Annotated in this window: 22 protein-coding genes and 1 pseudogene; 17 read left to right on the top strand and 6 right to left on the bottom strand. The window is 69.5% G+C overall.

Annotated elements, in window-relative coordinates; all coding sequences use genetic code 11:
* The first annotated feature begins 16 nt into the window (after window positions 1-16).
* Both ABTY98_RS35150 and ABTY98_RS35145 read left to right on the top strand, forming a co-directional pair.
* Window positions 17-1,477, top strand: coding sequence for a glycosyltransferase family 29 protein (locus ABTY98_RS35150; protein ID WP_352225161.1), 1,461 nt, complete (start codon window positions 17-19; stop codon window positions 1,475-1,477).
* Entirely contained in the window at window positions 1,474-3,792 is a 2,319-nt protein-coding gene (locus ABTY98_RS35145; RefSeq protein ID WP_352225160.1) for a glycosyltransferase, read from the top strand. Before ABTY98_RS35150 ends, ABTY98_RS35145 begins: the two co-directional genes overlap by 4 nt.
* 158 nt (window positions 3,793-3,950) lie before the next feature.
* Here ABTY98_RS35145 and ABTY98_RS35140 read toward each other — a convergent pair whose 3' ends face one another.
* Together ABTY98_RS35140 and ABTY98_RS35135 are read right to left on the bottom strand one after the other, a co-directional pair.
* A complete protein-coding gene (locus ABTY98_RS35140; protein WP_352225159.1) occupies window positions 3,951-5,285 on the bottom strand; it encodes a polysialyltransferase family glycosyltransferase in 1,335 nt (444 codons plus the stop codon).
* Window positions 5,282-6,259, bottom strand: coding sequence for a glycosyltransferase family 2 protein (locus tag ABTY98_RS35135; protein ID WP_352225200.1), 978 nt, complete (start codon window positions 6,257-6,259; stop codon window positions 5,282-5,284). The genes ABTY98_RS35140 and ABTY98_RS35135 overlap by 4 nt, the downstream gene beginning before the upstream one ends.
* A gap of 198 nt (window positions 6,260-6,457) precedes the next feature.
* Here ABTY98_RS35135 and ABTY98_RS35130 point away from each other — a divergent pair, with 198 nt between their 5' ends.
* Genes ABTY98_RS35130 through ABTY98_RS35115 form a run of 4 tightly spaced genes read left to right on the top strand, consistent with a single transcriptional unit; the run spans window position 6,458 to window position 11,280 of the window.
* On the top strand, window positions 6,458-7,816 hold the full coding sequence (locus ABTY98_RS35130; protein WP_352225158.1) for a DUF6716 putative glycosyltransferase: 1,359 nt from the start codon (window positions 6,458-6,460) through the stop codon (window positions 7,814-7,816).
* Between the two features lie 56 nt (window positions 7,817-7,872).
* A complete protein-coding gene (locus ABTY98_RS35125) occupies window positions 7,873-9,123 on the top strand; it encodes a cytidylyltransferase domain-containing protein (protein WP_352225156.1) in 1,251 nt (416 codons plus the stop codon).
* Window positions 9,124-9,138: 15 nt separating this feature from the next.
* Window positions 9,139-10,074 (top strand): N-acetylneuraminate synthase family protein, encoded by a 936-nt coding sequence (locus ABTY98_RS35120; RefSeq protein ID WP_352225155.1) that lies wholly within the window; start codon window positions 9,139-9,141, stop codon window positions 10,072-10,074.
* Between the two features lie 60 nt (window positions 10,075-10,134).
* Entirely contained in the window at window positions 10,135-11,280 is a 1,146-nt protein-coding gene (locus tag ABTY98_RS35115; protein ID WP_352225153.1) for a hypothetical protein, read from the top strand.
* A gap of 76 nt (window positions 11,281-11,356) precedes the next feature.
* Here ABTY98_RS35115 and ABTY98_RS35110 read toward each other — a convergent pair whose 3' ends face one another.
* A complete protein-coding gene (locus ABTY98_RS35110; RefSeq protein WP_352225152.1) occupies window positions 11,357-12,151 on the bottom strand; it encodes an SDR family oxidoreductase in 795 nt (264 codons plus the stop codon).
* 102 nt (window positions 12,152-12,253) lie between these two features.
* On the opposite strand from ABTY98_RS35110, the gene ABTY98_RS35105 reads away from it, so the two are divergent.
* Entirely contained in the window at window positions 12,254-12,892 is a 639-nt protein-coding gene (locus tag ABTY98_RS35105; protein ID WP_352225151.1) for a TetR/AcrR family transcriptional regulator, read from the top strand.
* Here ABTY98_RS35105 and ABTY98_RS35100 read toward each other — a convergent pair.
* Together ABTY98_RS35100 and ABTY98_RS35095 are read right to left on the bottom strand one after the other, a co-directional pair.
* Complete coding sequence (locus ABTY98_RS35100) at window positions 12,889-13,074, bottom strand: DUF397 domain-containing protein (RefSeq protein WP_502994428.1); 186 nt, start codon at window positions 13,072-13,074, stop codon at window positions 12,889-12,891. The genes ABTY98_RS35105 and ABTY98_RS35100 overlap by 4 nt on opposite strands.
* 8 nt (window positions 13,075-13,082) lie before the next feature.
* Window positions 13,083-13,925, bottom strand: coding sequence for a helix-turn-helix domain-containing protein (locus ABTY98_RS35095; RefSeq protein WP_352225149.1), 843 nt, complete (start codon window positions 13,923-13,925; stop codon window positions 13,083-13,085).
* A 189-nt stretch (window positions 13,926-14,114) separates the two neighbouring features.
* On the opposite strand from ABTY98_RS35095, the gene ABTY98_RS35090 reads away from it, so the two are divergent.
* The 3 genes and pseudogenes from ABTY98_RS35090 (at window position 14,115) to ABTY98_RS35080 (ending at window position 16,456) form a co-directional block, all read left to right on the top strand.
* The gene (locus ABTY98_RS35090; protein WP_352225148.1) at window positions 14,115-14,519 is read left to right on the top strand and encodes an ATP-binding protein; all 405 of its coding nucleotides are present in this window, start codon (window positions 14,115-14,117) and stop codon (window positions 14,517-14,519) included.
* Between the two features lie 7 nt (window positions 14,520-14,526).
* Window positions 14,527-14,883, top strand: a pseudogene (locus ABTY98_RS35085) (hypothetical protein); the annotation flags it as partial.
* Between the two features lie 484 nt (window positions 14,884-15,367).
* Window positions 15,368-16,456: a glutamate--cysteine ligase gene (locus tag ABTY98_RS35080; RefSeq protein WP_352225146.1), complete on the top strand. Its 1,089-nt coding sequence runs from the start codon at window positions 15,368-15,370 to the stop codon at window positions 16,454-16,456.
* A gap of 24 nt (window positions 16,457-16,480) precedes the next feature.
* Here the strand turns inward: ABTY98_RS35080 and ABTY98_RS35075 are convergent, their stop codons facing one another.
* Window positions 16,481-17,137 carry a class I SAM-dependent DNA methyltransferase gene (locus ABTY98_RS35075; protein ID WP_352225144.1) on the bottom strand — a complete coding sequence of 219 codons (657 nt, stop codon included), beginning with the start codon at window positions 17,135-17,137 and terminating at the stop codon, window positions 16,481-16,483.
* Between the two features lie 260 nt (window positions 17,138-17,397).
* Here ABTY98_RS35075 and ABTY98_RS35070 point away from each other — a divergent pair, with 260 nt between their 5' ends.
* The 7 genes from ABTY98_RS35070 (at window position 17,398) to ABTY98_RS35040 (ending at window position 25,991) form a co-directional block, all read left to right on the top strand.
* Window positions 17,398-18,615, top strand: coding sequence for a M20 family metallopeptidase (locus tag ABTY98_RS35070; RefSeq protein WP_352225143.1), 1,218 nt, complete (start codon window positions 17,398-17,400; stop codon window positions 18,613-18,615).
* A 307-nt stretch (window positions 18,616-18,922) separates the two neighbouring features.
* Window positions 18,923-19,945 carry a BMP family lipoprotein gene (locus ABTY98_RS35065; protein WP_502994430.1) on the top strand — a complete coding sequence of 341 codons (1,023 nt, stop codon included), beginning with the start codon at window positions 18,923-18,925 and terminating at the stop codon, window positions 19,943-19,945.
* Window positions 19,946-20,190: 245 nt separating this feature from the next.
* On the top strand, window positions 20,191-21,240 hold the full coding sequence (locus ABTY98_RS35060; RefSeq protein WP_352225142.1) for a BMP family lipoprotein: 1,050 nt from the start codon (window positions 20,191-20,193) through the stop codon (window positions 21,238-21,240).
* A 269-nt stretch (window positions 21,241-21,509) separates the two neighbouring features.
* Entirely contained in the window at window positions 21,510-23,213 is a 1,704-nt protein-coding gene (locus tag ABTY98_RS35055; RefSeq protein WP_352225198.1) for an ABC transporter ATP-binding protein, read from the top strand.
* Entirely contained in the window at window positions 23,210-24,331 is a 1,122-nt protein-coding gene (locus tag ABTY98_RS35050; protein WP_352225141.1) for an ABC transporter permease, read from the top strand. The genes ABTY98_RS35055 and ABTY98_RS35050 overlap by 4 nt, the downstream gene beginning before the upstream one ends.
* Window positions 24,331-25,593 carry an ABC transporter permease gene (locus tag ABTY98_RS35045; RefSeq protein WP_352225140.1) on the top strand — a complete coding sequence of 421 codons (1,263 nt, stop codon included), beginning with the start codon at window positions 24,331-24,333 and terminating at the stop codon, window positions 25,591-25,593. The genes ABTY98_RS35050 and ABTY98_RS35045 overlap by 1 nt, the downstream gene beginning before the upstream one ends.
* Window positions 25,590-25,991, top strand: a complete 402-nt coding sequence (locus tag ABTY98_RS35040) for a cytidine deaminase (protein WP_352225139.1) — start codon at window positions 25,590-25,592, stop codon at window positions 25,989-25,991. The genes ABTY98_RS35045 and ABTY98_RS35040 overlap by 4 nt, the downstream gene beginning before the upstream one ends.
* Window positions 25,992-25,998 lie beyond the last annotated feature (7 nt).

Below are 25,998 nucleotides of genomic sequence, written 5' to 3'. Positions count from 1 at the left end.
TAAAAACAGGAGAGTTATGACGAGGGTCCAGAACAGGCGGGCACCTGCGCGCGGAGGGGAGCTGGACGACTGCCTGCACGCCTGCGCCGTGCACAGTGGCAAACTCGTCGGCAGCCTCGACCGGCGGCGCAGCGAACTCGCCGAGCAGCTGCGCAAGCTGCTGGTGGTGGTCGCCACGGAAGGGGTCACCGCCCCCGCAGCGGCCCCGGCCGGCGGCGCGACCACCTTGCTCAAGCGGGCCGTCAAGGGTGCCGCGACCCCCGCGGGCGGGATCAACAGCGACCTGCTCGACGCCCTGCTGGCGGTTGCCAACAAGGCTCTGGAGTGCGGTTACAACGACGAGCTGAACCTCGCCCTGGTGATCAGCGACACCGTGCTCGCCCAGCGCAAGAACTCCCGCGCCGGCTGGCGGCTGCGCGCCCGCATCCTGGAGGGTCTGGGCGAGGAGAGCGAGGCCGTCGAGGCCTACGAGCGCTACCTCGAGCTCACCAAGGACGACGGTTTCGGCGTCGCCAACCGGATCTCCGGCATGCGCCGCGCCGCCGAACGCGAGCGCGAACTCCTGGACCTGCTCAGGCGTCAGGTCCCCACCGCCACGGACCACGTCCGCGAGCCCGCCACGGCCACCTGGGCCGAGGGTCTCGCCCTGCACGCCATCGGCGACTGGCAGGCCGCCGAGCCCCGCCTGGTGGGCGCCCTGCTCGCCCTCTCCGCGGACGAGGCGCCGGTCAACGACCGGCAGGAGCTGCTCAGCCAGTACCTCGACCTGCGCCTCGCCGAGGGCGGTGACGCCGGTCTCAGCGAGGCCGTCGCGCTCTACGCCGAGCAGCGCCGCTTCCGGATGCGCGGCCCGGTCGGCAACCCGACGATCGACGGCGTGCAGTGGATCACCCTCGGGGAGTTCCGCAACCAGATCGCCGGCAAGTCCGTCTGCCTGATCGCCAACTCCGGCCGCGTGGGCGCCAGTGGCATCGGCAAGGAGATCGACGACTACGACCTGGTCGTGCGCTTCAACTCGTACAAGATCGACCCGAAGCACACCGGCGAGCGCACCGACATCCACGTCAGCATCCACAAGCACGCCTTCAACTGGGAGAAGCCGGTGACCACCCGGCTGATCTTCGGTGGCATCTCGGGCGACTGGAAGCACTCGCTGCGCAACAAGCTGGTGCCCGGCGCCCAGAAGTTCCTCGGCGACGAATCGCTGCGCTGGCCGCTGCGCAACATCGGGCAGGTCGGCGCCGAGGCCTGGTCCGGCATCCCGACCTCCGGGTTCAACATGCTGTGGCTGCTGGACTTCCTGGACGTCAGTCCGACCCTGGACCTGATCGGGTTCGACTTCTACGAGAGTGGCGCCTACCGCGTGCAGGAGGCCATGAAGCTGGCCATCACCTCCGTGCACGAATACACCAGCGAGAAGGACTGGGTCATGCAGCGGGCCCAGAGCGTGACCGACATGAGGATCTCCCTGCGATGACGACCACCTTCACCCCGGCGATACCCAACACCAACGCGAGCGCCCTCACCAAGAAGCGCCGGATCGCCTTCGCGTCCTACGTGGACGAGAACTACCTCCCCGGCTTCCTGGTCCTGCTGCGCAGCCTCGCCCTGTCCAACCCGGGCGTCTGCGAGGACTTCGTCGTGCTCTACGACGACTTGCGCCCGGCCTCCATCGCGAAGATCCGCGCCCTGCACCCGCGCATCGTGCTGCAGCGGGTCAACGACACGCACTACGACTCGTACGTCAAGGGCGACCAGGACAACTACCTGGTCCGCAAGGCGTACTTCATCCTCGACATCTTCCGGCTGCGCGACTACGACACGATCATCACCCTGGACACCGACATGGTCGTCCTCGGTGGTCTCGACGAACTCCTCGAGCTCCGCGAGGGCCTCGCGGCCGTGCCGCAGTTCTTCTACGGGCAGCACAAGCTGAACTCCGGTCTTCTGGTGATCCAGAAGGAGTACCTGTCCGACGAGTTCTGCGCGAAGATCGACAAGACGGGCCGCAGCGGCGACTACGAGCTGGACAAGCACGACCAGGGCATCCTGAACGCCGTCCTGGACGGCGACTTCGTCCGCCTCGACGCCAAGTACAACTTCGTCAAGCGGCGGCTCTCGGGCGACCTCCCGGTCCCCGAGGACACGAAGATCCTGCACTTCACCGGGCGCCACAAGCCCTGGCAGGGCGGCGAGTCCGGCTACGCGCAGGCCGAGGACCGCTGGCGCGAGTTCGAGATGACCGACGCCGAGTTCCACGCGGCCTACTTCGCCTCCTCCGGCGGCCTCCACCACGACCTGGTCGTCCACTTCGGCGCCCCGCACGTCAAGCGCACCGGTGACGTCGAGATCGCCCGCAAGGTGGCCGCCGCGCACATCGCGTCCGGCGACTACCAGGACGCCGTCGACGTCCTCACCAGCGTCCGCATCCCGCTGGACGAGGCCTGGCCGCACGAGGTGCTCGGCCACGCCCTGATGAGCGTCTCCCGCTACGACGAGGCCAAGACCCAGCTGCTGCTCGCCACCGCCGCCCCCAACCGGGCCGCGACCGCCTACGCCCGGCTGGCCCAGATGGCCTGGGTGAACGGCGACAACACCGGGGCCCTGCGGTACGCCACCGCCGGCCTCACCGTCGACCCCACGCACCGCTCCAGCCGCCTGTGGGCCCAGCGCGCGGCCGCCGTCCCCTCCCAGGAGCAGGGCAGCGCCGAGGACCAGCTGGCGCACGTCGCGTTCTACATGGACCGGCAGGGCAACGCGGGCGACAAGCTGCTCCCGGAGACCGTCCGGCTGGGCTTCGGCCCGGACACCACCTCCCGGCGCTGGCACTCCGTGCACGCCCACCGGTACTTCGACCAGGCCGCCCTGGAGCGGGTCAACGCCCGCCGGGGTCTGGTCATCGGCGGCGGCGGTCTGTTCATCCCGGACACCATGCCCAACGGCAACAGCGCCTGGCAGTGGAACGTCCCGGACGAGCACCTGCGCGCCATCGACGTCCCGATCATGGTCTACGCGGTCGGCTTCAACGCCTTCGACGGCCAGTCCTACCGGGCGACCCGGTTCAACGAGAGCCTGCGGCTGCTGGTCGAGAAGTCCAGCTTCTTCGGCCTGCGCAACCACGGCTCCATCGCCAAGGTCCGCGGGATGCTCCCGCTGGAGCTCCAGGACAAGGTCGTCTTCCAGCCCTGTCCGACCACGGTCATGCGCCAGCTGGTGGCCGGCTGGAGCGACCCGCTGTACCGCGAGGACACGGTCATGCTCAACGCGGCCTACGACCGCGCGGGGCTGCGCTTCGGCCACGACTACGCCCACTTCCTCGCCGAGATGGCCAAGGCCGTCCGCAAGATCGGCGAGCACACCGAGGTCAAGTGCGTCGCCCACTCGCTGGACGACGAGAAGATCGCCTTCGACCTGCGCCGCGAGCACGGCATCTCGCTGCCGGTGATCCCGATGTACGACTTCTCCAACGACGAGATCCGTGAGACGTACGCCAAGACCCGCCTGGTCATCGGCATGCGCGGGCACGCCGGCATGATCCCGTTCGGTGTCGGTACGCCCATCGTCTCCCTCATCTCGCACCCGAAGATGGCGTACTTCCTCAACGACATCGAGCGGCCCGAGTGGGGTGTCTCGGTCCACGAGCGCGACCTCGGCGAGATCCTCACCGAGCGCGCGATCGACATCCTCGACAACCACAGCCGTACGGTCGCCGATGTGCACGACCGGCAGCAGCAGCTGTGGAAAGTCACCGAGGAGAACGCGGCCCGGATCAAGCAGATCCTCGGCCGGTGACGCCGAAGGGGCGGGCCCGATCCGGACCCGCCCCCTCGACAGCGCCCCAAAGGGGCGCGGGGCTGTATGGGATGTGCGGCTACCGCCGCGTGGGCGCGACCAGCCACAACGGCGCCGCAGACGAACGACGGCATGACGCGCCGCTTCCAGCGGAGCGCCTAGCGGCGGACGCCCCGGCGCAGGGTGCGCGCCTTGCGGGCCATCCGGCGGACGGTCGCGTTGCGCGGCAGGAAGCCCAGCTGGGCCGGCAGTCCGCCGGGCAGCGCGAGCGAGGTCAGGCGCTTGCGCTTGAAGTAGCGGATGGTCGTGTCGTTGAGATGCTTGGTGAGATAGCGCTCGGTCTCCTGGCGCAGCTGCGGGTGGATCTTCGGCTGCATCGCGAAGCCCACCGCGCGGATCAGCTCGCCGAGTTCCGCGACGGTCAGCAGCGCGCGCTGCTCCTCCACGGCCTTGCGGTCGGTGAGCGAGGGCAGCAGCGCGTCGACGACGGTGACCGGGACGCGGTTGCTGTTCTCGTACGGGATGAGCTTGTCGAGGAGCGTGTCCGTGCCGATCCGGGCGGTCGGCAGGCCGTACAGCGCGGACGCGGTGAGCAGCGCGGTGGAGAAGCAGCCGACGACCAGCGCCGGGCGCATCTTCTGGTACAGCACCTCGGCGAGGACCGTGGTGTCCAGGACGGTGAGGTCGACCTCGAGCTTCTCGGCCTCCTGCTCCAGGGTCCGCGCGAAGCGGGCCGGGGCGGAGGGGTGCGGCTTGAACACGACCTTGGTGTGGCCGAGTTCGACGGCGCCCTTCAACATCCGGACGTGCAGATCCTCCTCCTGCTCGGGAGAGAGGATGTCGAGCGCGGAGAGGTACTGGCCGAGCAGCATGGCCGGTTCCTCGATCTGCGGCAACGCGTCGCCACTGGGCGCCAGTTCGGCCAGCACCTTGGTGAAGGCCGCGGTCGGCACGACCTCGCCGGGGACGCCGAACTCGGTGAGCAGCATGGGCTTGAGGCCCGGCACCAGGTCGAGGTGGAGGACCCGGTCCACCCGGGTGCCGACCAGCGGGTCGATCTTGTTGCGGGTCGGGCCGTAGCTCATCAGGCCGTCGGCGTAGACCGTGACCGGGGCACCGGTGAACATCTGGGTGAGGCTGAGCGAGGGGTTGACCTGGATGGACTCGACGGCGAACTCGACGTCGTCGTCGCCGAGCCGCCACTCGTGGCGCAGGAAGCGTTCCCACAGGGGGAGGTCCTCGAGGCGCGGGGCCCAGCCGCCGGGGTGGAACGGGAAGATCGTCTCGTTGTACGAGATCACGTCGTCGAAGCGCTCGCGCAGCCGCTCGAAGCCGGGCGCCTCGTCCAGGCCCGGGGTGGTCTCCGGGGTCGCCGCGTTGTTGCAGACCAGCAGGATGCGCCGGTCGGCCGGGCGGAAGGCGCCGGAGTCCAGTGCGGCGGCGAGGGTGGCCGTGCCGTAGAGGGTGGACGCCTGGAAGATCTGGGTGGTCACGCGGCGGCCCCCGCGGGAGCGGGACGGCGGCGCAGCCGGCGCAGCTTGGTGGCGCGCTGGAGGTCCATGGAGTCCAGGGCCTCGGCCAGCACGTCCTGCGGCATGCGCCGCAGTGCGGCGGCACTCATGGATTTCAGCTTCTTCGCCACCGCGGGCTCGAACCTTTCGATGGATCCCAGGTGATGGGAAATGATCGCGCAGTAGGTACGGACGGCCTTCGGCAGGAGTTCCTTCGCGTCCGCGTCCTGTGCGGTTTCCTCGATCACCTGGTCGAACGCGCGAATGAAATCGAGCTGACGGACATCTCCGATCTGCGTGAGTGACGAGGCTACGCCACGCCGGTAGAAGACGCCGAGCAGGTTCACCGCCGCGAAGGATTCGGCCTCCCGGTGCAGCTTCCAGATCCACGGCCGGTCCTCGGCCGTGCGCAGCCCGTCCGTGAAGTGGATGAGCCCCTTGTCCACCAGACGGCGATGGTAGACACCCGCCCACGCGTACGCGTAGTCGACGGAGGTGGACCGGTCGGCGGGCAGGATCGCGTCCCGCGGGTTCATCACGGTGTTGCGGCGGCCGAGCGGCACCCGGTGCACGATCCGGGCGCGCGCGGTGCACTGCACATGGTCGGTGCGGACGAAGTCGCAGCCCAGCGACTCGATCGCGTCCACGAGGTCCGGGTAGTAGCCGGGCGCGAGCCAGTCGTCGCCGTCCAGGAAGGTGACGTACTCGCCGCGTGCTTTGTCGATACCGGTGTTGCGCGCGGTGGCCAGCCCTCCGTTCAGCTCGTGTTTGACATGGACCGCGCCTGGCAGCTCGCGCTCGGCTCGCGCGAGAATCTCTGGCGTCCCGTCGGTCGAGCAGTCGTCGACGAGAATGAATTCGAAGTCCTCACGCGCGTTCGCACGCAGGCTCCTCAGGGTGTCGGGCGCGTATTGCTGCACGTTGTAGAACGGCACGATGACGGAGAGCTTGACCACGTGCAGGACGTTAGATGGGCGCCCGTCATCCGTCTTGACCGTCGCCTTGACATCAGGTGAACGACATGTGGCGAAGCTATGAACCGGGCCTTTTTCAGGGCTTATCCCGGGCTGATTCGCCATTCGGCGATGTGTTGTTAACCTTTTGTTGGATTCGGGTTCGGGAGATCCTCGGAATGCCTTCCTAGCGTCTTGGGTGTGCCAGCAAGTGCAACGAAGTCCCTGCGGGTGGCCGTCCTGGCGGATTCCGATACTCGGTGGAAGTGGGGGGCGCTCACCGCGAAGCGCCTGATTCCCGACGAAAGCGACAATTCGGACGCCCGGCTCGACGGTTACCTTCTGCGCGGCCGTGCCACCCCCACCGCCCGCCAGCTCCAGGAAGTCGGCGTCCACGCGGACTCGCTCCGCGAAGTGACGGCCGTCGAGTTCCTGCGTGCCATGGAAGCCGGCCCCTCGGGCTCGGAAGCCGACCCCGAGGGCACGGAGTCGTACGACATCCTCGTGCTCTCCCTCGTCGGCGGCGGGGTGCAGGCGATGCTGCACGGGCTGCGCAGTGCCTGGGCCGGCCGCGAGAAGCGGCCCGTCGTCGTCACCGGCTATGTCGGCGTCGTCTACGAGAAGCTCGCCGACGGCCTGCTGCTGCGGCACGGCGCGGACCTGGTCCTCGCCAACTCCCGCCAGGACGCGGACCGGTTCCGGGCCGTGTACGACGGGGTCGGCGCCGACTCCTCCGCGGTGACCGAGGTCGCGCTGCCGTTCCTCGGCGGGGCGCCCTACGAGGGCGAACACGACCCGTACACCGTGGTGTTCGCGGCCCAGCCCTCGGTCCCCGAGAGCCGCAAGGACCGCACCTACCTGCTCAACCGCCTCATCCAGCACGCCCGTCAGCACCCCGAGCGGGAGGTGCTGCTCAAGCTGCGCTCCAAGCCCGGCGAGCACACCACCCACATCGAGGAACTGCCGTACCAGAAGCTGGTCCAGGGCAAGGACGTGCCCGCCAACTTCCGCCTGGTGTATGGACACATGGGCGAGGTACTCGACCGCACGGACCTCCTCGTCACCGTCAGCTCGACGGCCGCTCTGGAAGCCCTGCACCGCCGGATCCCCACCGTGGTCCTCACCGACCTCGGTGTCCGCGAGATGCTCGGCAACCACCACTTCGTCGGCTCCGGCTGCCTCGCCTCCTGGGACCAGCTCGACGCCGGACACCGCCCGGTGCCCGACGCCGAGTGGGTCTCGCGGCAGGGCGTCGCCGCCGACGGCACGTACGCCACCGCGTTCGACGCGGGACGTGAGCGGATCGCCAAGCTGCTCGGCCGGCCCGGCGGTCTGCCGCCCCTGAACCCGTACTACACACCCGAGACCGCGCCCGGTTATCTGCCCGGCATCCTGGGCCGCCACCACCTCGGCCCCGACGGCGTGCCGCTGCCCGGCGCACCGGCCGCCGACAAGGCCCCGGGCCCCGTCCGCCAGATCGTGCGACGGGCCGCACGCGGCGCCTACCGCCACGGCGTCCAGCGGGTGGCCCCCGTGATCCGACGAATGGGAGAGCTGTGAGCGACCGGATCCCGCGCCAAGGAGCCCAGCTCCACGCATCCGAAGGAACAGAGCCGATGTCCCACCCCGAAACGGCCGTCGTACCCCGGGTACTCGCCGTGATCCCCGCGCGCGGCGGCTCCAAGGGCGTGCCCGCGAAGAACCTCCTCCCGGTCGGCGGCGTCCCGCTGGTCGCCCGCGCGGTGCGCGAGTGCCGCGCCTCCCGCCTGGTGACCGACGTCGTCGTCTCGACGGACGACCAGGCGATCGCCGCGGCCGCCCGGTCCGCCGGCGCGGAGGTCGTGCTGCGCCCCGCCGCCATCGCCGGCGACACCGCCACCTCCGAGGCCGCCGTCCTGCACGCCATGGACGCCCACGAGGCCCTGCACGGCGCCCCGGTCGACGTGGTGCTGCTCGTGCAGTGCACCAGCCCGTTCATCATCCGCGAGGACCTCGACGGGGTGGCCGGCGCGGTCGTCGAGAACGGCGCCGACACGGCCCTCACCGTGGCCCCCTTCCACGGCTTCGTCTGGCGCGACGAGGTGGACGCCCCGGTGCCGGCCGGCGCCGACGCGGCCTCGGCGAGCGGCGGCTTCGGCGTCAACCACGACAAGTCCTTCCGCCCCCGCCGCCAGGACCGCCCCCAGGACTTCCTGGAGACCGGCGCCGCCTACGCGATGCGCGCCGACGGCTTCCGCGAGCACCAGCACCGCTTCTTCGGCCACACCGAGCTGGTGCGCACCGACCCGGCCCGCGTCCTGGAGATCGACGACCCGCACGACCTGGCCCGCGCCCGCGCACTGGCCCCCCTCTTCGACGCGGACCGCCCCGGTTCGCTGCCGACCGCCGACGACATCGACGCGGTCGTACTGGACTTCGACGGCACCCAGACCGACGACCGGGTGCTGATCGACGCCGATGGAAAGGAGTTCGTCTCCGTGCACCGCGGCGACGGACTCGGCATCGCCGCCCTGCGAAAGAGCGGGCTCAAGATGCTGATCCTCTCCACGGAGCAGAACACGGTCGTCGCCGCTCGGGCCCGGAAACTCCAGATCCCGGTCCTGCACGGCGTCGACCGCAAGGACCTCGCCCTCAAGCAGTGGTGCGAGGAGCAGGGCATCGCTCCCGAGCGCGTGCTCTACGTCGGAAACGACGTCAATGACCTCCCGTGCTTCGCCCTCGTGGGCTGGCCCGTGGCGGTCGCGAGCGCCCACGACGTCGTACGCGGCGCCGCACGCGCGGTCACCACCGTCCCCGGTGGCGACGGCGCGATCCGAGAGATCGCCAGCTGGATCCTCGGCCCCTCTCTCGATTCCCTCCCGAAGTAAGGACACCCCACAGTCATGAGCAACTCCCGCCTGCGCACGTTCGGTTCCCGTGAGGTCGGCCCCGGAAAGCCCGTCTACATCTGCGGCGAGATCGGCATCAACCACAACGGTGAGCTGGAGAACGCCTTCAAGCTGATCGACGTCGCCGCCGAGGCCGGCTGTGACGCCGTCAAGTTCCAGAAGCGCACCCCGGAGATCTGCACCCCGCGCGACCAGTGGGACATCGAGCGTGACACCCCCTGGGGCCGCATGACCTACATCGACTACCGCCACCGCGTGGAGTTCGGTGAGGACGAGTACCGTCAGATCGACGAGTACTGCAAGAGCAAGAACATCGACTGGTTCGCCTCCCCGTGGGACACCGAGGCCATCGCCTTCCTGGAGAAGTTCGACGTCCCCGCCCACAAGGTCGCCTCCGCGTCCCTCACCGACGACGAGCTGCTGAAGGCGCTGCGCGCCACCGGCCGCGCGGTCATCCTCTCCACCGGCATGTCGACGCCGAAGCAGATCCGCCACGCGGTCGAGGTGCTCGGCTCGGACAACATCCTCATGTGCCACGCCACCTCGACCTACCCGGCGAAGGCCGAGGAGCTGAACCTCCGCGTGATCAACACGCTGGAGAAGGAGTTCCCGAACGTCCCGATCGGCTACTCCGGCCACGAGACGGGCCTGCAGACCACCCTCGCCGCGGTCGCCCTGGGCGCCACCTTCGTCGAGCGTCACATCACCCTGGACCGCGCGATGTGGGGCTCCGACCAGGCCGCCTCCGTCGAGCCGCAGGGCCTCGTCCGCCTCGTCCGCGACATCCGCACCATCGAGGCCTCCCTGGGCGACGGCGTCAAGAAGGTCTACGACTCCGAGCTGGGCCCGATGAAGAAGCTGCGCCGTGTCGCCGGTGTCGTCGCCGAGGCGGAGATCGCCGCGGCCGCCGGCGAGCCGGTCCAGGTCTGACACCGCTGAAATCCTGAAGTTACGTCTGTTGTGTTACGACGACGGGACGGTCGTACGTCGATGAGCCCCCGCGCCGGGAACCCCGGCCCCCACACACTCGCGTTCGTCGAGAGTCCGGTGCAGCTGCTGAACGTGCTGGAGTGGGCGCATGTCCACGCCCTGCGCGGGGCGGTGGAGCCGGTGCCGACGGTGCCCTCTCAGGCCCGCCGCGCATCGGCCGCCATATCGGCGGCGGCACCCGGCGCGGAACTCACGATCGTCGTCCTGTCCCCGACGGACCCCATGACCCGGGGCCAGCTGCGCCGTATGGCGGACCTGGCCCGTGACGAGGGCTACCGGGTCCGCTGGGAGGAGGCACGGGGCGGCACCACCGCCCCCTTCCAGACGATCGGCGGCCTGGCGGGTTCCCTCCGCCGGGCCGACCGGATCGTCATGGGGGATCCTTTCTCCCGCTACGTACAGCTTCTGCTGACGATCACCCGCGCCCGTGACCTGGTCGTCGTCGACGACGGCACGGCGACGATGGAGTTCGTCTCCCAACTGGCGCGCGGCGAACGCCTGGTCCGCTGGCACCGCAAGGGCGGCCGCCCGGGGGCGAGGGATCTGCTGTTCGCCCCTGTCGCGTCCTCCGCCCGTCGCCGCCTCACCCCCAGTGACCGCCGCCGGGTGGAGGTCTTCTCCTCCATGCCGATGACGGAGACCCCGGCGGGAGTGACGGTCACCGCGAACGACTTCGGCTGGACCAGAGCCCGCTTCGGCCCGCCGCGCATCACCAAGGGCGCCGACATGGTCGGTACGTCGCTGGTGGAGACGGGCGTCGTGGACGGCGACCGTTACCTGGAGGCCGTCCAGTCCCTGGCCAAGGCACACGGCGCCACGCGCTACTTCGCGCACCGCCGGGAGAGCACGGAGAAACTGCACCGGCTCGCGGCCGAGACGGGACTGGAGATAGTCCGCCCGGATCTCCCGCTGGAGCTGATCGCCCGCCGCGGCCCGATCGGCGGTACGATCCTGAGCTTCCCGTCGACGGTCGTCCACACGCTTCCCCTTGCCCTGGTCGGCACGGGCGTCCGCGTCGCGGTCTGCGACATCGACCCGGCCTGGCTGACGGCGAACGCGTCACCTCGCGCGCAGGGGTTCCTGTCGGGCGTCACGGGCACGGCGAAGGACGTACACCGGCTGGCGGCGGTGACGAGCCCGGCGTAGGCGGCGTTGGGGGCGAGGCGGCCGGCCCCGTGCCGGCCGGCCTGTGAGTACGGAGGCCGGCCGGGACCACGGTCTGTCAGGTGAGGGTCTCGCCGCCGTCGACGGTGAGGATCTGACCGGTGACGTAGGTGTTGGCCATGAGGAAGAGGGCCGTGGCGGCGGCTTCCTCGGCGGTGCCGAAGCGGCCGACGGGAACGGCCGAGCCGGCGGCGGTGACCGCTTCGTCGGAGTCCAGCCCCGGCAGCGAGCGCAGGAGCGGGGTGTCGATCCGGCCGTAGCGGATGGCGTTCACGCGCAGGCGGGCGGGGGCCAGCTCCACGGCGAGGGCCCTGGTGAGGGTCTCCACGGCGCCGCCGGCCGACAGCGGGGCGGTCATTCCGGGCAGGGGGCGGGCCACGAGGATCCCCGAGCTGAACGTGAGCGAGCCTCCCGAGGGCAGCCGGGACGCCGCGGTGCGGGCGATGGCGAAGGCCCTCTGGAGGACGGAGTCGAAGGCCGACCGGATGTCGTCGGCCGACAGCGCGGTCACGGGCCCCACGCCGCTGAGGCCGCCCGCGGTGACGAACACGTGGTCGACGTGGCCCGCCCGGTCGTAGGCCTCGGCCAGGATCCGCTCGTCTCCGCCGTCGCCGGCGACGGCCAGTACGGCGTCGTCGGAGTCATCAGCGGGGTTCGCGTCGCGCACCCGGGAGGCGGCGGTCTTCAGCCGGTCGGGATCGCGGCCGACCAGCACGACGCGGGCGCCGACGGAACGCAGCAGGACGCCCGCCGCCAGCCCGATACCGGAGCTGGCGCCGACGAGGACGGCGGTCGTGCCGGAGAGGGCGCTCGGCAGCGGCGAACGGACGGGGACGGGAGGTGCGGTGGTCATGGCAGACCTTTCGACCGGCGGAGATGGAATAAACCATCCAGTTGTTTTACTGGAGTCTGCTGCCCGGGCGGGCCTGAGTCAACCGAATGGTTTAATTCAGCCATGGCCTATGACGCGGAGGACACCAGGCGGCGGATCTTCGCCGCTGCCGCTGACGAGTTCGCCGAGCACGGCCTGGCAGGGGCCCGAGTCGACCGGATCGCGACCGCCGCCAGGGCCAACAAGCAGGCCATCTACCTCTACTACGGCGGCAAGGAAGAGCTGTTCGCCGCCGTCGTGCGGGCGAAGCTGGGGGAGGTCCGCGTCTCCATCTCCATCGCCCCCGACGCGGTCGCCGAATCGGTCGGGCAGATGTTCGACTTCTATCAGCAGCATCCGGAGCTGATCAGGCTGCTCATGTGGGAGGCGCTGGAGGCGGGCGACGAGTCCGAGGAGAGCGGGTGGGAGCGCCGGGACGCTTTCCGCGACAAGACGCACCAGCTCGTGGACGGAGGCGTGGCCCACCACCTCCCCGAAGACGCACGCGTCCGCGCCGCCCAGGATCTGCTGTTCACCCTCATGGGCCTGATCTCCTGGAACTTCGCGGTGCCCGGGATGTGCCGCATGGTCCTGGACGAGGACACCACCGAGGCCGCCCTCGCCCGCCGCCGCAGGACGGTGATCGAAACGGCCCGCACACTCGCCGCGGCGGCCGGCCGGCTCCAGCCGGAAGCCGGGAGCTCGGGGAGCGGATCAGGCTAGGGACGTTGCGTCGCTTTGAGGGCTTGGAGGAAGGGTGCGAAGGCTTCGACGGGGAAGCTGAGGACAGCTCTGGCGGGGGCTTTGGAGTCGCGGATGGATATGTGGGCGGGGAAGTTCGCTATCTCTACGCAGGAGTCGCCGTCACCGGGTCCGGAGTAGGACGACTTCCGCCAGGTGTCCATCGGGTGCCTCATAGCTCTTTCGACAGTTTGTGGATGAAGTCGCGCGAGCGCTCGGGGTCGAGCGATGCGGACTCCACCTTATGAAAGAGCGTTCGAAAGGCGCCCAACTGTGCCTCGGAGTCGATGAAGGCGGCTCCCTGCGGGCCGTCGCGTACGACCGTGTCCAACTTCGGTACGGCGCCTCCCGCGTACGTCATGGCGCTCGCGGCGCTGGTGAACCCCTCCAGGTGGAACGGGATGACGCGGACGGTGACATGTTCCGCTTCTGACGCCTCCAGAACGTGGGTGAGCTGAGCCCGTGAGGTGCTGCGGTCACCGACCATGATCCGCAGTGCCGCCTCGTGTATGACTGCCTCGTAAGGAGTCTCGGCGGCGGCTGCCGCGCGTTGCATCCGATGACGGACGCGCAACTCGACGTCCTCGGCGGGGAGTTCCGGAACCCGGTCGGAGAAGACGGCGCGAGCGTAATCCTCCGTCTGTAGAGGCCCGGGAACGAACAGGAACTGCACCTCCTGCAAGAAGGTCGCGTGGTGCTCAAGCTCGGCGAGATTGAGAAACGGCGTCGGCAGCAGTTCCCGGTACTCCTCCCACCAACCCTTGGTCCGGTCGGTCGCCATCGCCGCCAAGGCGTCGATCAACTCTTGGTCTGTGCACGAGTAGTTCGAGGCGAGACGGCGCAGCCGCTTCTCGCTCACACCCGCGATGCCTGACTCGATCTGGCTGATGGCCGGAGCGGTGACCCCGAGCAGGGCTGCTGCCTCCCGCGCCGTGAGGCCTGCCGCGTCGCGGAGCCTGCGCAGCTCGACCGCCAGTCGGAGCTGACGCGCTGTCGGCTCGCTCCTCAGTGTCATCGACTGCCCTCCCAAAACGCCTTGGCGCGTGGCTCGTTCGGCGTCACTTTACGGGACCGGCTTGCGAAGCATAAACAATTAGCCCTACTGTCGGTGACGTAACGCACACGCTGCGGAAGTGCACCGCATCGTCATGCGGCGATGCCACCGTGCGTGAAATCCCCTTCATCTCACCGGAGTTGATGACGCATGCCCGAAAGCTGGGACTACACGCTCTCCATCCCCAACGACCTGAGAGCGGTGACGATCTGCCGCCGCACTCTCCGCCTGATCCTGACGATGCACGGTCTGATCGGTCTGGCGGACACGGCGGAGTTGCTGGCGGCGGAGCTGGTGTCCAATGCCGTACGGCATACGAAGGGGCCTGCGGCGCTCAGGGTGCGGCGTTCGGCGGAGGGCGTCGTGTGGATCGGGGCGTGGGATGCGGATCCTGTGCCTCCGGAGCCGCCGGGGTCGTTGGAGGTGGTGACGGATCTCGAGGCGGGGCGGGGGCTGGGGCTGGTGGTGGCGTGTGCCGACTGCTGGGGCTGGCAGCCGTCGGCCCGGTTCGGGGACCGAGGCAAGTACGTCTGGTGTGAGTTGGGGGTGGCGTGATGGTGGGGTCGACGCACGAGGTGCCGCGGTCTTCGCGCAGTTCGTCGATTCGTGCCTGGTTGATCCTCAGGCGAAGCAGATGTGGAGGGACCTGATGACGGCGATCCAGTACTTCTGGCGACACCCTCTGGCGGAGCAGGTGCGCGAGGAGGGGCGCGAGGAGGGGCGCGAGGAAGGGCGCGAGGAAGGCCGGGCCGAGGCCAAGGCTGAGATGATCCTCCGCATCCTGGAGTGGCGTGGCATCCCGGTGAGTGACGCCGTGCGTGAGCGGGTGAGCGCCTGCACCGAGCTGGACCAGCTTGAGGTCTGGGCCCAGCGCGCCATGCACGTTACGGACGCTGCGGAGCTGTTCGTCGAAGAGTGACCGTCGGGGCCGCCCGCTTCCCGGCAGTGTCGTGCCTTCGCAAGCCGAGTCAAGGGCGCTGCGCGTCGCCTTCGGCGATGACCCTTCGGGTCACCCTTGACACGGCTCGTTCCGGCACGGGTAGAAGCGAGCGGGCGGCCCGGAGAGACGGGGCCCTGCCGGGGTTTGCGGGAGCCGTGGATCGGGGGATCGCCGGTGGGCGTGGGCGTGGGCGTGGTTCGGGGGCACGCCGCGCGGGATCGGCGGCTTGCGGGTCGTGGGGGGTGACTGGTGGATGCGTGCCAGTCGGGGTGGCGGAGAGGCCTGGGCTGGGGCTGGAGGGCGTGGGCGGGAGCGGCACGGATCCTCCCATCGCTGCCGTCGCCTGTCCCCTGGGGCGGCTCATGTCGGTCGGCTGCCCGAGGTGTCTCCTCGGCCGGGCTGGGAAGTCGGGGGGTGCGGAGGATCCGCGTTCGGTGGTGGTGTGGATGGAGGGCGGGTTCGCGTGCGTACCGTCGGAGTGGAGGAGGAGCTTCTGCTCGTCGACCCGGACACGGGGGAGCCCAAGGCGTCGGCGGCCGCGGTGCTGGCCCGGGCCGCGTTGACCGATCCGGGGCAGGACGTGTTCGAGAAGGAGCTCTACGGGCAGATGCTGGAGTTCGCCACCCAACCGCAGTCGGAGATGGCGGACCTGGGCCAGGAGATCGTGCGCTGCCGGAAGGAGGCCGCCCGGCTTGCCGGGGAGCTCGGGTGCACCGTGGCCGCGCTCGCCACCTCCCCGCTGCCGGTCAGCCCCTCCGTCAGCGTGAACGGGCGCTACCAGTGGATGGCCGAGCAGTACGGGATCGCCACCCGCGAGCAACTGGTCTGCGGCTGCCATGTGCATGTTGCCGTGGAGTCCGACGAGGAGGGCGTGGGGGTTCTGGACAGGGTGCGGCCCTGGCTGCCCCTGCTCGTCGCTCTCAGCGCCAATTCCCCCTACTGGCAGGGCAACGACACCGGGTACGCCAGTTATCGCAACCAGGTGTGGGCGCGCTGGCCGTCCGCCGGTCCGGTGGAGCTGTTCCGGTCACCCGCGCGGTATCACCGGCTGGTCGAGGACATGGTGGCCACCGGCGTCATCCTGGACGAGGGGATGGTCTACTTCGACGCCCGGCTCGCCCGGCGCTATCCGACCGTCGAGATCCGGGTCGCCGATGTGTGTCTGCGCGCCGAGACCGCCGTCCTCGTGGCCGCGCTCGCCCGTGCGCTGGTGGAGACCGCCGCGCGCGAGTGGCGGGCCGGACAGGAACCCGTCGACCATGGTGTGGGGCTGGCGCGGCTGGCCGGCTGGCGGGCCGCCCGCTCGGGGCTCGGCGGGGAGCTGCTCGATCCCGTCACCCTGCGGCCCCGGGCGGCGGAGGCGGTCCTGGGCGCGCTGCTGGCGCACACCCGGGACGCCCTCGTGGACAGCGGTGACCTGGCGATGGCGGAAGAGGCTGTTCAGCGGCTGCTGCGGGACGGCAACGGTGCCGACGAGCAGCGGCGGCTGATGGAGGAGACCGGGAGCCTGCGGGACGTCGTCACCGAGTGTGTGCACCGCACCCAGGCCTGACGTCCCGGGCTGCGGGGTGCCGGGTCAGCCCGGCTTGCGGGCCAGCACGAACGCCCGCGGCCGTTTCTCCGGGTCGAGCGGCTCCCGGATCAGGGTGGCCGCCACCTCCAGACCCGCCTTGGCGAGCATGTCGCCCACAACGTACGCCGGGCGCCAGTGGTAGTGCAGGTCGATCTCGTGGCCGAAGCGTTCGGTGAGGTGGAGGCCGGGTTGCTCGCCCTTCTGGAACGCCAGCAGGACATGGCCGCCGGGGACCAGGACGCGGTGGAAGCCGGCGAAGGTCGCCGGGAGGTGGTCGTCGGGGATGTGGATGATCGAGTAGAGGGCGAGGACACCGCCCAGGGTCTCGTCGGGCAGGTCCAGGGACGTCATCGAGCCCCGGTGGAAGCGCAGGGCGGGGTGGGCCTCACGGGCGAGGGTGACCATGGCGGGGGAGAGGTCGATGCCGAAGGCCGGGACGCCCAGGTCGTTCAGATGGGCGGTGATGTGGCCGGGGCCGCTGCCCAGGTCGGCCACGGGGGCGGTGCCGTTCGCCTTCACCAGCTGGGCGAAGGCGGCGATCATGGACAGGTCCACCGGTAGGTCGGGGAGACCGGGGTAGGCGGCGGAGTAGTCCTTGGCGATCGCGTCGTAGGACGTACGGGTGGTCTCTATGAAGTCGGTCGTCTCCGAGTCCGTCACGGTCGCGCACGCTACCGGGCGGGCGGCCCATGCGTGGCGATGTCGTCGTTCCGGCCCGCTTCCGTTCCGGTACGTGGACAGAAACGGCGTGATTGCCGCACGGCGTGGTATGCGTGGAAGAGGAAACATAGGTTTTACCCAGCCACGTCCGAGGTCATGCTTCCGCGGTCAGCATTTCTTCCCCTAACGGGCTGAACTTTTGTTGATCTCCGGGCAGTTGACCCTCCGGGCGTCCTACCCTTCAGAGGGTGAACCAATTGATGTCCCTAGAGTCCGAGGCCGACCTCCCAGGGGATGTGCTCCCCGGCGTGCTCAGCGAGGAGCTGCACACCGAACTCGTGGCCTTCCGCCGCGACCTGCACATGCACCCGGAGCTCGGCAACCAGGAGTTCCGCACCACGGCCGCGATCAAGGAACGGCTTGAGAAGGCCGGCCTGCGGCCTCGCGTCCTCTCCGTGGGAACCGGGCTCATCTGTGACATCGGTCCCGAGGCCGACGGGCTGCCCGTGCTCGCCCTGCGCGCCGACATCGACGGCCTGCCCATCCCGGACATGAAGACCGAGTGCGCCTACCGGTCCACCGTGCCGGACCGGGCGCACGCGTGCGGGCATGACGTGCACACGGCCGTGGTGCTGGGCGCCGGGCTGGTCCTCGCCGAGCTGCACGAGCGGGGGCTGCTGCCGCGGCCCGTACGACTGCTCTTCCAGCCCGCCGAGGAGGTGCTGCCCGGCGGTGCCGCCGACGCCATCGAGTCCGGGGTGCTGGACGGGGTGGGGCGGATCATCGCCGTGCACTGCGACCCCAGGGTGGACGTGGGCAGGATCGGGCTCACGACCGGGGCCATCACCAGCGCCTGCGACCGCGTCGAGGTCGCCCTGGACGGGCCCGGCGGGCACACCGCCCGACCGCATCTCACCACCGACATGGTCACCGCCGCCGCCCGGGTCGCCGTCGACGTGCCTGCGCTCATCGCGCGGCGCGTGGACAGCCGCAGCGGGCTCGCCGTGACCTGGGGGCGGATCGAGTCCGGGCACGCGCCCAACGTCATCCCGCAGCACGCCGAGCTCTCCGGGACCGTGCGGTGCCTGGATCTGACGGCCTGGCGGCAGGCTCCGGACGTCGTGCACGCGGCGATCGACGAGGTCGCGACCCTGCACCGGGCCAAGTCCGAGATCAACTACCTGCGCGGGGTGCCGCCGGTCGTCAACGACCCGGTGATCACCGAACTGCTCCGGGACGCGATGACCGCCCGGCGCGGCACCGACTCCATCGAGGGGACCGAGCAGAGCCTGGGCGGCGAGGACTTCTCCTGGTACCTGGAGCATGTGCCGGGCGCGCTGGCGCGGCTCGGGGTGCGTACGCCGGGCGAGCGGACCGTGCGTGACCTGCACCAGGGTGACTTCGACGCCGACGAGCGGGCCATCACGGTCGGGGTGGAGCTGTTCACGGCCGCCGCTCTCCTCGACGCGACCCGCTAGCAGCAGCGGCTGGAGAAACGGTCGGCCGGCCACAGGGGACGAAGGTGCCCGATCAGGACCTCTTCGTCCCCTTGTGTCACCCCGGCGTAACCGGCGATCTCTCCTTGTAACCCGGGGTCGGCACGGTTCGATAACGGCAATGAGAAACCCCGTTCCCCTCCCCTTCTACGCGCGTTACTGTGCGCCGAAATCGCCACCAGTGGTGGCCGATCGGGGAAGCGGGCCGGTGACGGTGCCGTGGGGACGAAGGGTGCTTGCTGTGCGTACTTTCTCTCGGAGGACCAGGTTCTCCCAAGCCGCGGTGACCATGGCGGTCATCGCCCTCGCGGCTGCCGGGTGCGGTAAGTCCAGCACCGAGTCGACCGGCAGCTCGTCCTCGTCCGGCAAGTACTCGGGCAAGGGCATCGGACTCGCGTACGACATCGGCGGCAAGGGCGACCAGTCCTTCAACGACGCCGCTTACAACGGTTTCCTGAAGGCCGAGAAGGACTTCAAGATCGGCGGGCGGGACGTCGAGCCGGCCGACAACGAGACCGATGCCGACAAGGTGCAGCGGCTCGACGAACTCGCCAAGGCCGGCTACAACCCGATCATCGGGGTCGGCTTCGTGTACGCGCCCGCGGTCAAAGAGGTCGCGGCCAAGTACCCCAAGATCACCTTCGGCATCATCGACGACAACGAGGTGACGGCGAAGAACGTCGTCGACATGGTCTTCGCGGCGGAGCAGTCGTCGTATCTCGCGGGCGTCGCGGCGGCGTCCGCGACCAAGAAGGACCACATCGGCTTCATCGGCGGCGTCGACATCCCGCTCATCCACACCTTCGAGGCGGGCTTCGACCAGGGTGCCAAGTCCGTCAACCCGAAGGTCAAGATCGATTCGCAGTATCTGACCCAGACGGCCCAGGAGGGCGGCTTCTCCAGCCCGGACAAGGGCAAGGCCGCCGCGCAGGGTCAGATCGACGCGGGCGCCGACGTGATCTACCACGCCGCCGGCCTCTCCGGCCAGGGCGTCATCCAGGCCGCCGCGTCGGCCAAGATATGGGCGATCGGTGTCGACTCCGACCAGTACGGGCAGTCCGCGCTCGCCAAGTACAAGGACTACATCCTCGGCTCCGCGCTGAAGAACGTCGGCGGTGCCGTGTACGACCTGGCCAAGTCGGTCTACGAGGGCAAGCCGGAGAGCGGTGTCGTCAGCGGCACCCTCAAGTCGGGCGGCGTCGGCTTCGCGGACACCAACCCGAAGTACAAGGCGATGACCAAGGTCGTCGCGGCCGTCGACAAGGCCAAGCAGGACATCATCTCCGGCAAGGTCACCGTCAACACGAAGTGATCCGACATATATCTACGGCCGGGTGAGCCGGCCGTAGTGGATCTGTGGCCCCCCGAGCGCCGTTGCGGTCCTTACGCCCCTTGCCTCCTGCAAGGGGCGCATGGCTTTCCGTAACCTTGGACCGTGACTGTGGCCACAGCTAGATAACGGACCGGACATTGGGGGTTTTCCGTCTGGTCTACGCGCGTTACGCTGCCGCGGAACCAGCGCCTGGTATGGGCGCTTGCACGAAGGAGTCTCGTTCCATGCGCCGGGTATCCCGTATAGCGGTTGCAGGCGTTGCAACCGCAGCCCTTGCCGTCACCGTCTCCGCCTGTGGGGGCTCGTCCAGCGAGTCCACCGGCGGCAACGGCAAGTCCAAGGGCGTCGGTCTCGCGTACGACGTCGGCGGCAAGGGCGACCAGTCCTTCAACGACGCCGCGTACGCCGGTTTCCAGAAGGCGGAGAAGGACTTCGGCGTCAGCGGCCAGGACGTCGAACCGCAGGACGGCGAGTCCGACGCGGACAAGGTGCAGCGTCTGGAGACGCTGGCCCGCTCCGGCTACAACCCGGTGATCGGCGTCGGCTTCGCCTACGCCCCCGCCGTCAAGGAGGTCGCGGCGAAGTTCCCGAAGGTCTCCTTCGGCATCATCGACGACGACCAGGACAAGGCGAGCAATGTCGCCGACATGGTCTTCCACGAGGAGGAGTCCTCGTACCTGGCCGGTGTCGCGGCGGCCTCGGTCACCAAGAAGAACCACATCGGCTTCGTCGGCGGTGTGGACGTCCCGCTGATCCACAAGTTCCAGGCGGGCTTCGTCCAGGGTGCCAAGTCCGTCAACCCGAAGATCAAGGTCGAGTCGCAGTATCTGACCCAGACGGCCCAGGAGGGCGGTTTCTCCAGCCCTGACAAGGGCGAAGCCGCCGCCGACGGCCAGATCAGCGCCGGTGCCGACGTGATCTACGCCGCCGCCGGTCTGTCCGGCCAGGGCGTCATCAAGTCTGCGGCCGGGCACAAGGTGTGGGCCATCGGCGTGGACTCCGACCAGTACAGCCAAAGCGCGCTGGCGCAGTACAAGAACTACATCCTGACCTCGGCCCTGAAGAACGTCGAGGGCGCGGTGTACGACCTCGCCAAGTCCGTCATCAAGGACAAGAAGCCGCTGTCCGGTGTCGTCCGTGGCTCCCTGGCCAACGGCGGCGTCGGCCTGGCCGACTCCAACCCCGTCTTCAAGAACAACGCCACCCTGCAGGCCGCGATCAAGAAGGCCGAGGACGGCATCAAGAACGGTTCGATCACGGTCAAGACCTCCTGACCCAGGGGTCATGACCATGTCGTAGGCATGGTCAAAGGCGCGCCGTAATGGCAGCGTTACGGCCACGGAACGGGGTGCGGGCAGGATCTTCCTCCCGCGCCCCCGCCGTAGACCCCGATCCCGACGGGCTACGGCGGGGACCCACCCCGTTCGCGCGGCAGAATGCTCGGAACGGATCGAGAGTCAAAAAAGCTCGGTCAGGTCCGGGCGCTATTTAAAGCAGGGGCGCTACGCGCGTAGAGCGACCCCTTTCCCGAGGAGAGTGCGCCATCGACGCGTCCAGCAGCCCTCCGCTCACCGCAGAGACGACAGCCGCGGTCGAGCTGGCGGGGATCACCAAGCGATTCCCGGGTGTCGTAGCCAACCACGACATCCACCTTTCGGTCCGCAAGGGCACCGTCCATGCCCTCGTCGGTGAGAACGGGGCCGGCAAGTCGACCCTGATGAAGATCCTCTACGGCATGCAGAAGCCGGACGAGGGCACCATCGCGATCGACGGCGAGCAGGTCACCTTCTCGTCCCCGGCCGACGCCATCGCGCGCGGCATCGGCATGGTCCACCAGCACTTCATGCTGGCCGACAACCTGACCGTCCTCGAGAACGTCGTGCTCGGCAGCGAGAAGCTGTACGGCATCGGCGGCAACGCCCGGAAGAGGATCCGCGAGATCTCCGACCGCTACGGCCTCGGCATCCGCCCGGACGCCCTGGTCGAGGACCTCGGTGTCGCCGACCGGCAGCGCGTGGAGATCCTCAAGGTCCTCTACCGCGGCGCCAAGACCCTGATCCTCGACGAGCCCACCGCCGTCCTCGTCCCGCAGGAGGTCGACGCACTCTTCGACAACCTGCGCGAGCTGAGGTCCGAGGGCCTGTCGGTCATCTTCATCTCCCACAAGCTCGGCGAGGTGCTGTCCGTCGCCGACGACATCACCGTCATACGCCGCGGTACGACCGTCGGGACCGCGATCCCCTCCGAGACCACCCCGCGCCAGCTCGCCGAGCTGATGGTCGGCAGCGAGCTGCCCACCCCGGAGACCGCCGAGTCCACGGTCACCGACAAGCCGGTCATCACCGTCCGCAACCTCACCGTCTACGCCAGCGGCGCCTCCCTCGGCGAGATCGGCGCGCTCGCCGAGACCGCCACGCCCGGCGCGGCCGGCGCCGCGGCCCGCGGCGACGTGCTGGACGAGGCCACCACCCCCGGCGCGGCCAAGCGCGTCCTCGACGACGTCACCTTCACCATCCACGCCGGCGAGGTCATGGGCATCGCCGGTGTCGAGGGCAACGGCCAGACCGAACTGATCGACGCGCTGATCGGAACCCGCAACGCCGACTCCGGCACCATCGAGTTCCTCGGTGAGGACATCACCCCCTGGGCGACCCGCAAGCGCCGTGAGCGGGGCGTCGGCTACATCCCCGAGGACCGGCACCGCCAGGGCCTGCTCCTGGAGTCGCCGCTCTGGGAGAACCGCATCCTCGGCCATGTCACCGAGAAGCCCAACGCGAAGGGCTTCTGGCTGGACATCAAGGGCGCCCAGGCCGACACCCGCCGGATCGTCGAGGAGTACGACGTCCGCACCCCCGGCATCGACGTCACCGCCGCTTCCCTGTCCGGCGGCAACCAGCAGAAGCTGATCGTCGGCCGCGAGATGAGCCACCAGCCGAAGTTCCTGATCGCCGCCCACCCCACCCGCGGTGTGGACGTCGGCGCCCAGGCGCAGATCTGGGACCGCGTCCGGGAGGCCCGCCGGGAGGGCCTGGCCGTGCTGCTGATCTCCGCCGACCTCGACGAGCTGATCGGTCTGTCGGACACCCTGCGCGTGATCTTCGACGGAAAGCTGGTCGCGGACGCCGACCCGGCCACCGTCACCCCGGAGGAGCTGGGCTCCGCCATGACGGGTGCCGCGTCCGGCCACCTGGAACACGTAGAAACCACCGACGAAGGCGCCGCTGGTCCGGAGGACGAGGCCCGATGAAGAAGTTCGACAAGGAGCGGGTGCTCCTCGCGGTGGCCGGCCCGGTCATCGCGCTCGTCCTCGCGATCGCGCTGACGTCGATCGTGCTGCTCGCCTCGAACCGCAACCCGTTCGAGCCGTACGTGCTGATGCTCCAGCAGCTGCCGTACTCGGACATCCAGGTGCTGATCATCAACCAGGCGGCGATGTACTACATCGCGGCCATCGCGGTCGCCCTCGGCTTCCGGATGAACCTGTTCAACATCGGCGTCGACGGCCAGTACCGTCTCGCCGCCGTGATGACCGCGGTCGTAGGCGCCAACATCGGCCTGCCCGCCTTCCTGCAGATCCCGATGCTGCTCCTGGTCGCCATGTTCACCGGCGCCTTCTGGGCCGGTATCGCGGGTGTCCTCAAGGTCACCCGGGGGGTCAGCGAGGTCGTCTCCACGATCATGCTGAACGCCATCGCCACCAGCGTCATCGGCTATGTCACCCTCGCCGACGTCTGGGGTGTCCAGGTCGGCAACAACATGACGACCGGCGACATGAAGAAGTCCGGCTGGTTCCCGGGCATCAACCTGGGCTCCGACGTCGGCGAGATCTACGGCATGGTCTTCGTCGCCATCGCGCTCGGCATCGTCTTCTGGCTGGTCCTCAACCGCACCCGCTTCGGCTTCGACCTGCGCGCCACCGGCGCCTCCGAGTCCGCCGCGGCCGCCTCCGGCGTCGACGCCAAGCGCATGGTCCTGGTCTCCATGCTGATCTCCGGCGCGGTCTCCGGCCTCGCGGGCCTCCCGCTGCTGCTCGGCGACACCCACACCTACAGCCTGAGCTTCCCGGCCGGCCTCGGCTTCACCGCCATCGGCATCGCCCTGCTCGGCCGCAACAACCCCGGCGGCATCGCCTTCGCCGCCCTGCTCTGGGCCTTCCTCGACAAGGCCTCGCCCGCCCTCGACTACGCGACCCCGGTGGCGTACGAGAAGGAGATCGCCACGATCATGCAGGGCCTGATCGTCTTCTCCGTGGTCATCTCCTACGAAGCCGTACGCCAGTGGGGCCTGCGCCGCCAGCAGCGCCAGGTCGGCGCGGAGCTCGCCGCGGCCGCCGCCCAGAACACCAAGAAGGAGGTGGCGGCCTGATGTCCACCGCGACCATCGCCAAGCCGCAGGCGAAGCAGCCCGGCAAGGGCGGCCGCCGAATGTCGCTCCCGGTACTCCTGCTGGTCATCGCCGGCGTACTGATCCTGACCTCGGCCGTCCGCCTGATCACCGGCGCCGACGGCATCACCTCGACCGGCCAGATGTCCACCGCGCTGCGCCTCGCCGTGCCGATCGGCCTCGCCGGTCTCGGCGGTCTGTGGGCCGAGCGCGCGGGCGTCGTCAACATCGGCCTCGAAGGCATGATGATCCTCGGCACCTGGTTCGGCGCCTGGGCCGGTTACCAGTGGGGTCCCTGGGCCGGTGTCGCCTTCGGCATCCTCGGCGGCGCGCTCGGCGCCCTGCTGCACGCCGTCGCGACCGTCACCTTCAACGTCAACCACATCGTCTCCGGTGTGGCCCTGAACATCCTCGCCCTGGGCGCCACCCGCTATCTCTCGAAGTTCACCTTCGAGAACGCCCCCGGCGGCTCCTCCAAGCAGTCCCCGCCGATCGACTCGCTCGGCACGTTCAGCGTGCCGGGCCTGTCCGACTGGCTGAACACGCTCAACGAGAAGCACTGGTTCCTGATCTCGGACCTAGGGGGCCTCGTCGGCGGTCTGCTCACCGACCTCTCCCCGCTGACGGTCATCGCCGTCGCGCTCGTCCCGATCACCTGGTGGGTGCTGTGGCGCACGGCCTTCGGCCTCCGGCTGCGCTCCTGCGGTGAGAACCCGGTGGCGGCCGAGTCCCTGGGCGTCAACGTCTACAAGTACAAGTACATCGCGGTGATCATCAGCGGTGGCTTCGCCGGTCTCGGCGGGGCGTTCCTCTCGATCGTCGCCTCCAACGTGTACCTGGACGGCCAGACGGCCGGCCGCGGTTACATCGGTCTCGCCGCGATGATCTTCGGCAACTGGATGCCGGGCGGCCTTGCGCTGGGTGCGGGCCTGTTCGGCTACACCGACAGCCTCAACCTGCGCGGCGGCACGGTCAACGTGCACGCGCTGATCCTGCTGCTCGCGATCCTGCTGGTCTTCGGCGCGGCCTACCTGGCCTGGCGCAAGAAGTACGTCCCGGCCGTCATCACGATCGTCATCTCGGTCCTGATGTTCGTCTGGTACGCCTCCACCAACGAGGTCCCGCGTCAGCTCGTGACCGCGACCCCGTACCTCGTCACCCTGCTGGTGCTCTCGCTGTCCGCGCAGTCCCTGCGGATGCCGAAGGCGGACGGCCTGCCCTACCGGAAGGGACAGGGCAAGTGACGACCGCCGCCGGCTTCGACTGGGAGGCCCTGCGGGCCGAGGCGCGGGAAGCCATGTCCCACGCCTACGCGCCCTACTCCGGCTTCCCGGTCGGGGTCGCGGCCCTGGTCGACGACGGCCGCACGGTCTCCGGCTGCAACGTGGAGAACGCGTCGTACGGCCTGGGTCTGTGCGCCGAGTGCGGTCTTGTCTCCGAGCTCCAGCGCACGGGCGGCGGCCGGCTGACCCACTTCACCTGCGTGGACGGCACGGGCGGGCTTCTCGTCCCGTGCGGCCGCTGCCGCCAGTTGCTCTACGAGTTCGGCGGCCCGGACCTCCTCCTGGACACCCCGGAGGGCGTCCTGCCCCTCTCCGAGATGCTGCCCCAGGCCTTCGGCCCGGACCATCTCACCAAGTAACTCCCGT

Source organism: Streptomyces sp. NPDC096040, from assembly GCF_040303265.1.
Classification (GTDB): domain Bacteria; phylum Actinomycetota; class Actinomycetes; order Streptomycetales; family Streptomycetaceae; genus Streptomyces.
Note: the sequence above shows the minus strand (reverse complement) of the source record. Positions and strands in the feature narration are given on the sequence as shown.

Bases quoted from the DNA above. Each gene is read 5' to 3' on its own strand.
- ABTY98_RS35060 (WP_352225142.1), top strand. From the start codon at position 20,191: ATGCGCCGGGTATCCCGTATAGCGGTTGCAGGCGTTGCAACCGCAGCC.
- ABTY98_RS35125 (WP_352225156.1), top strand. From the start codon at position 7,873: ATGTCCCACCCCGAAACGGCCGTCGTACCCCGGGTACTCGCCGTGATC.
- ABTY98_RS35100 (WP_502994428.1), bottom strand. From the start codon at position 13,074: ATGGACACCTGGCGGAAGTCGTCCTACTCCGGACCCGGTGACGGCGAC.
- ABTY98_RS35070 (WP_352225143.1), top strand. From the start codon at position 17,398: ATGTCCCTAGAGTCCGAGGCCGACCTCCCAGGGGATGTGCTCCCCGGC.
- ABTY98_RS35045 (WP_352225140.1), top strand. From the start codon at position 24,331: ATGTCCACCGCGACCATCGCCAAGCCGCAGGCGAAGCAGCCCGGCAAG.
- ABTY98_RS35065 (WP_502994430.1), top strand. From the start codon at position 18,923: ATGGCGGTCATCGCCCTCGCGGCTGCCGGGTGCGGTAAGTCCAGCACC.
- ABTY98_RS35110 (WP_352225152.1), bottom strand. From the start codon at position 12,151: ATGACCACCGCACCTCCCGTCCCCGTCCGTTCGCCGCTGCCGAGCGCC.
- ABTY98_RS35145 (WP_352225160.1), top strand. From the start codon at position 1,474: ATGACGACCACCTTCACCCCGGCGATACCCAACACCAACGCGAGCGCC.
- ABTY98_RS35115 (WP_352225153.1), top strand. From the start codon at position 10,135: ATGAGCCCCCGCGCCGGGAACCCCGGCCCCCACACACTCGCGTTCGTC.
- ABTY98_RS35120 (WP_352225155.1), top strand. From the start codon at position 9,139: ATGAGCAACTCCCGCCTGCGCACGTTCGGTTCCCGTGAGGTCGGCCCC.
- ABTY98_RS35050 (WP_352225141.1), top strand. From the start codon at position 23,210: ATGAAGAAGTTCGACAAGGAGCGGGTGCTCCTCGCGGTGGCCGGCCCG.
- ABTY98_RS35150 (WP_352225161.1), top strand. From the start codon at position 17: ATGACGAGGGTCCAGAACAGGCGGGCACCTGCGCGCGGAGGGGAGCTG.
- ABTY98_RS35090 (WP_352225148.1), top strand. From the start codon at position 14,115: ATGCCCGAAAGCTGGGACTACACGCTCTCCATCCCCAACGACCTGAGA.
- ABTY98_RS35095 (WP_352225149.1), bottom strand. From the start codon at position 13,925: ATGACACTGAGGAGCGAGCCGACAGCGCGTCAGCTCCGACTGGCGGTC.
- ABTY98_RS35105 (WP_352225151.1), top strand. From the start codon at position 12,254: ATGGCCTATGACGCGGAGGACACCAGGCGGCGGATCTTCGCCGCTGCC.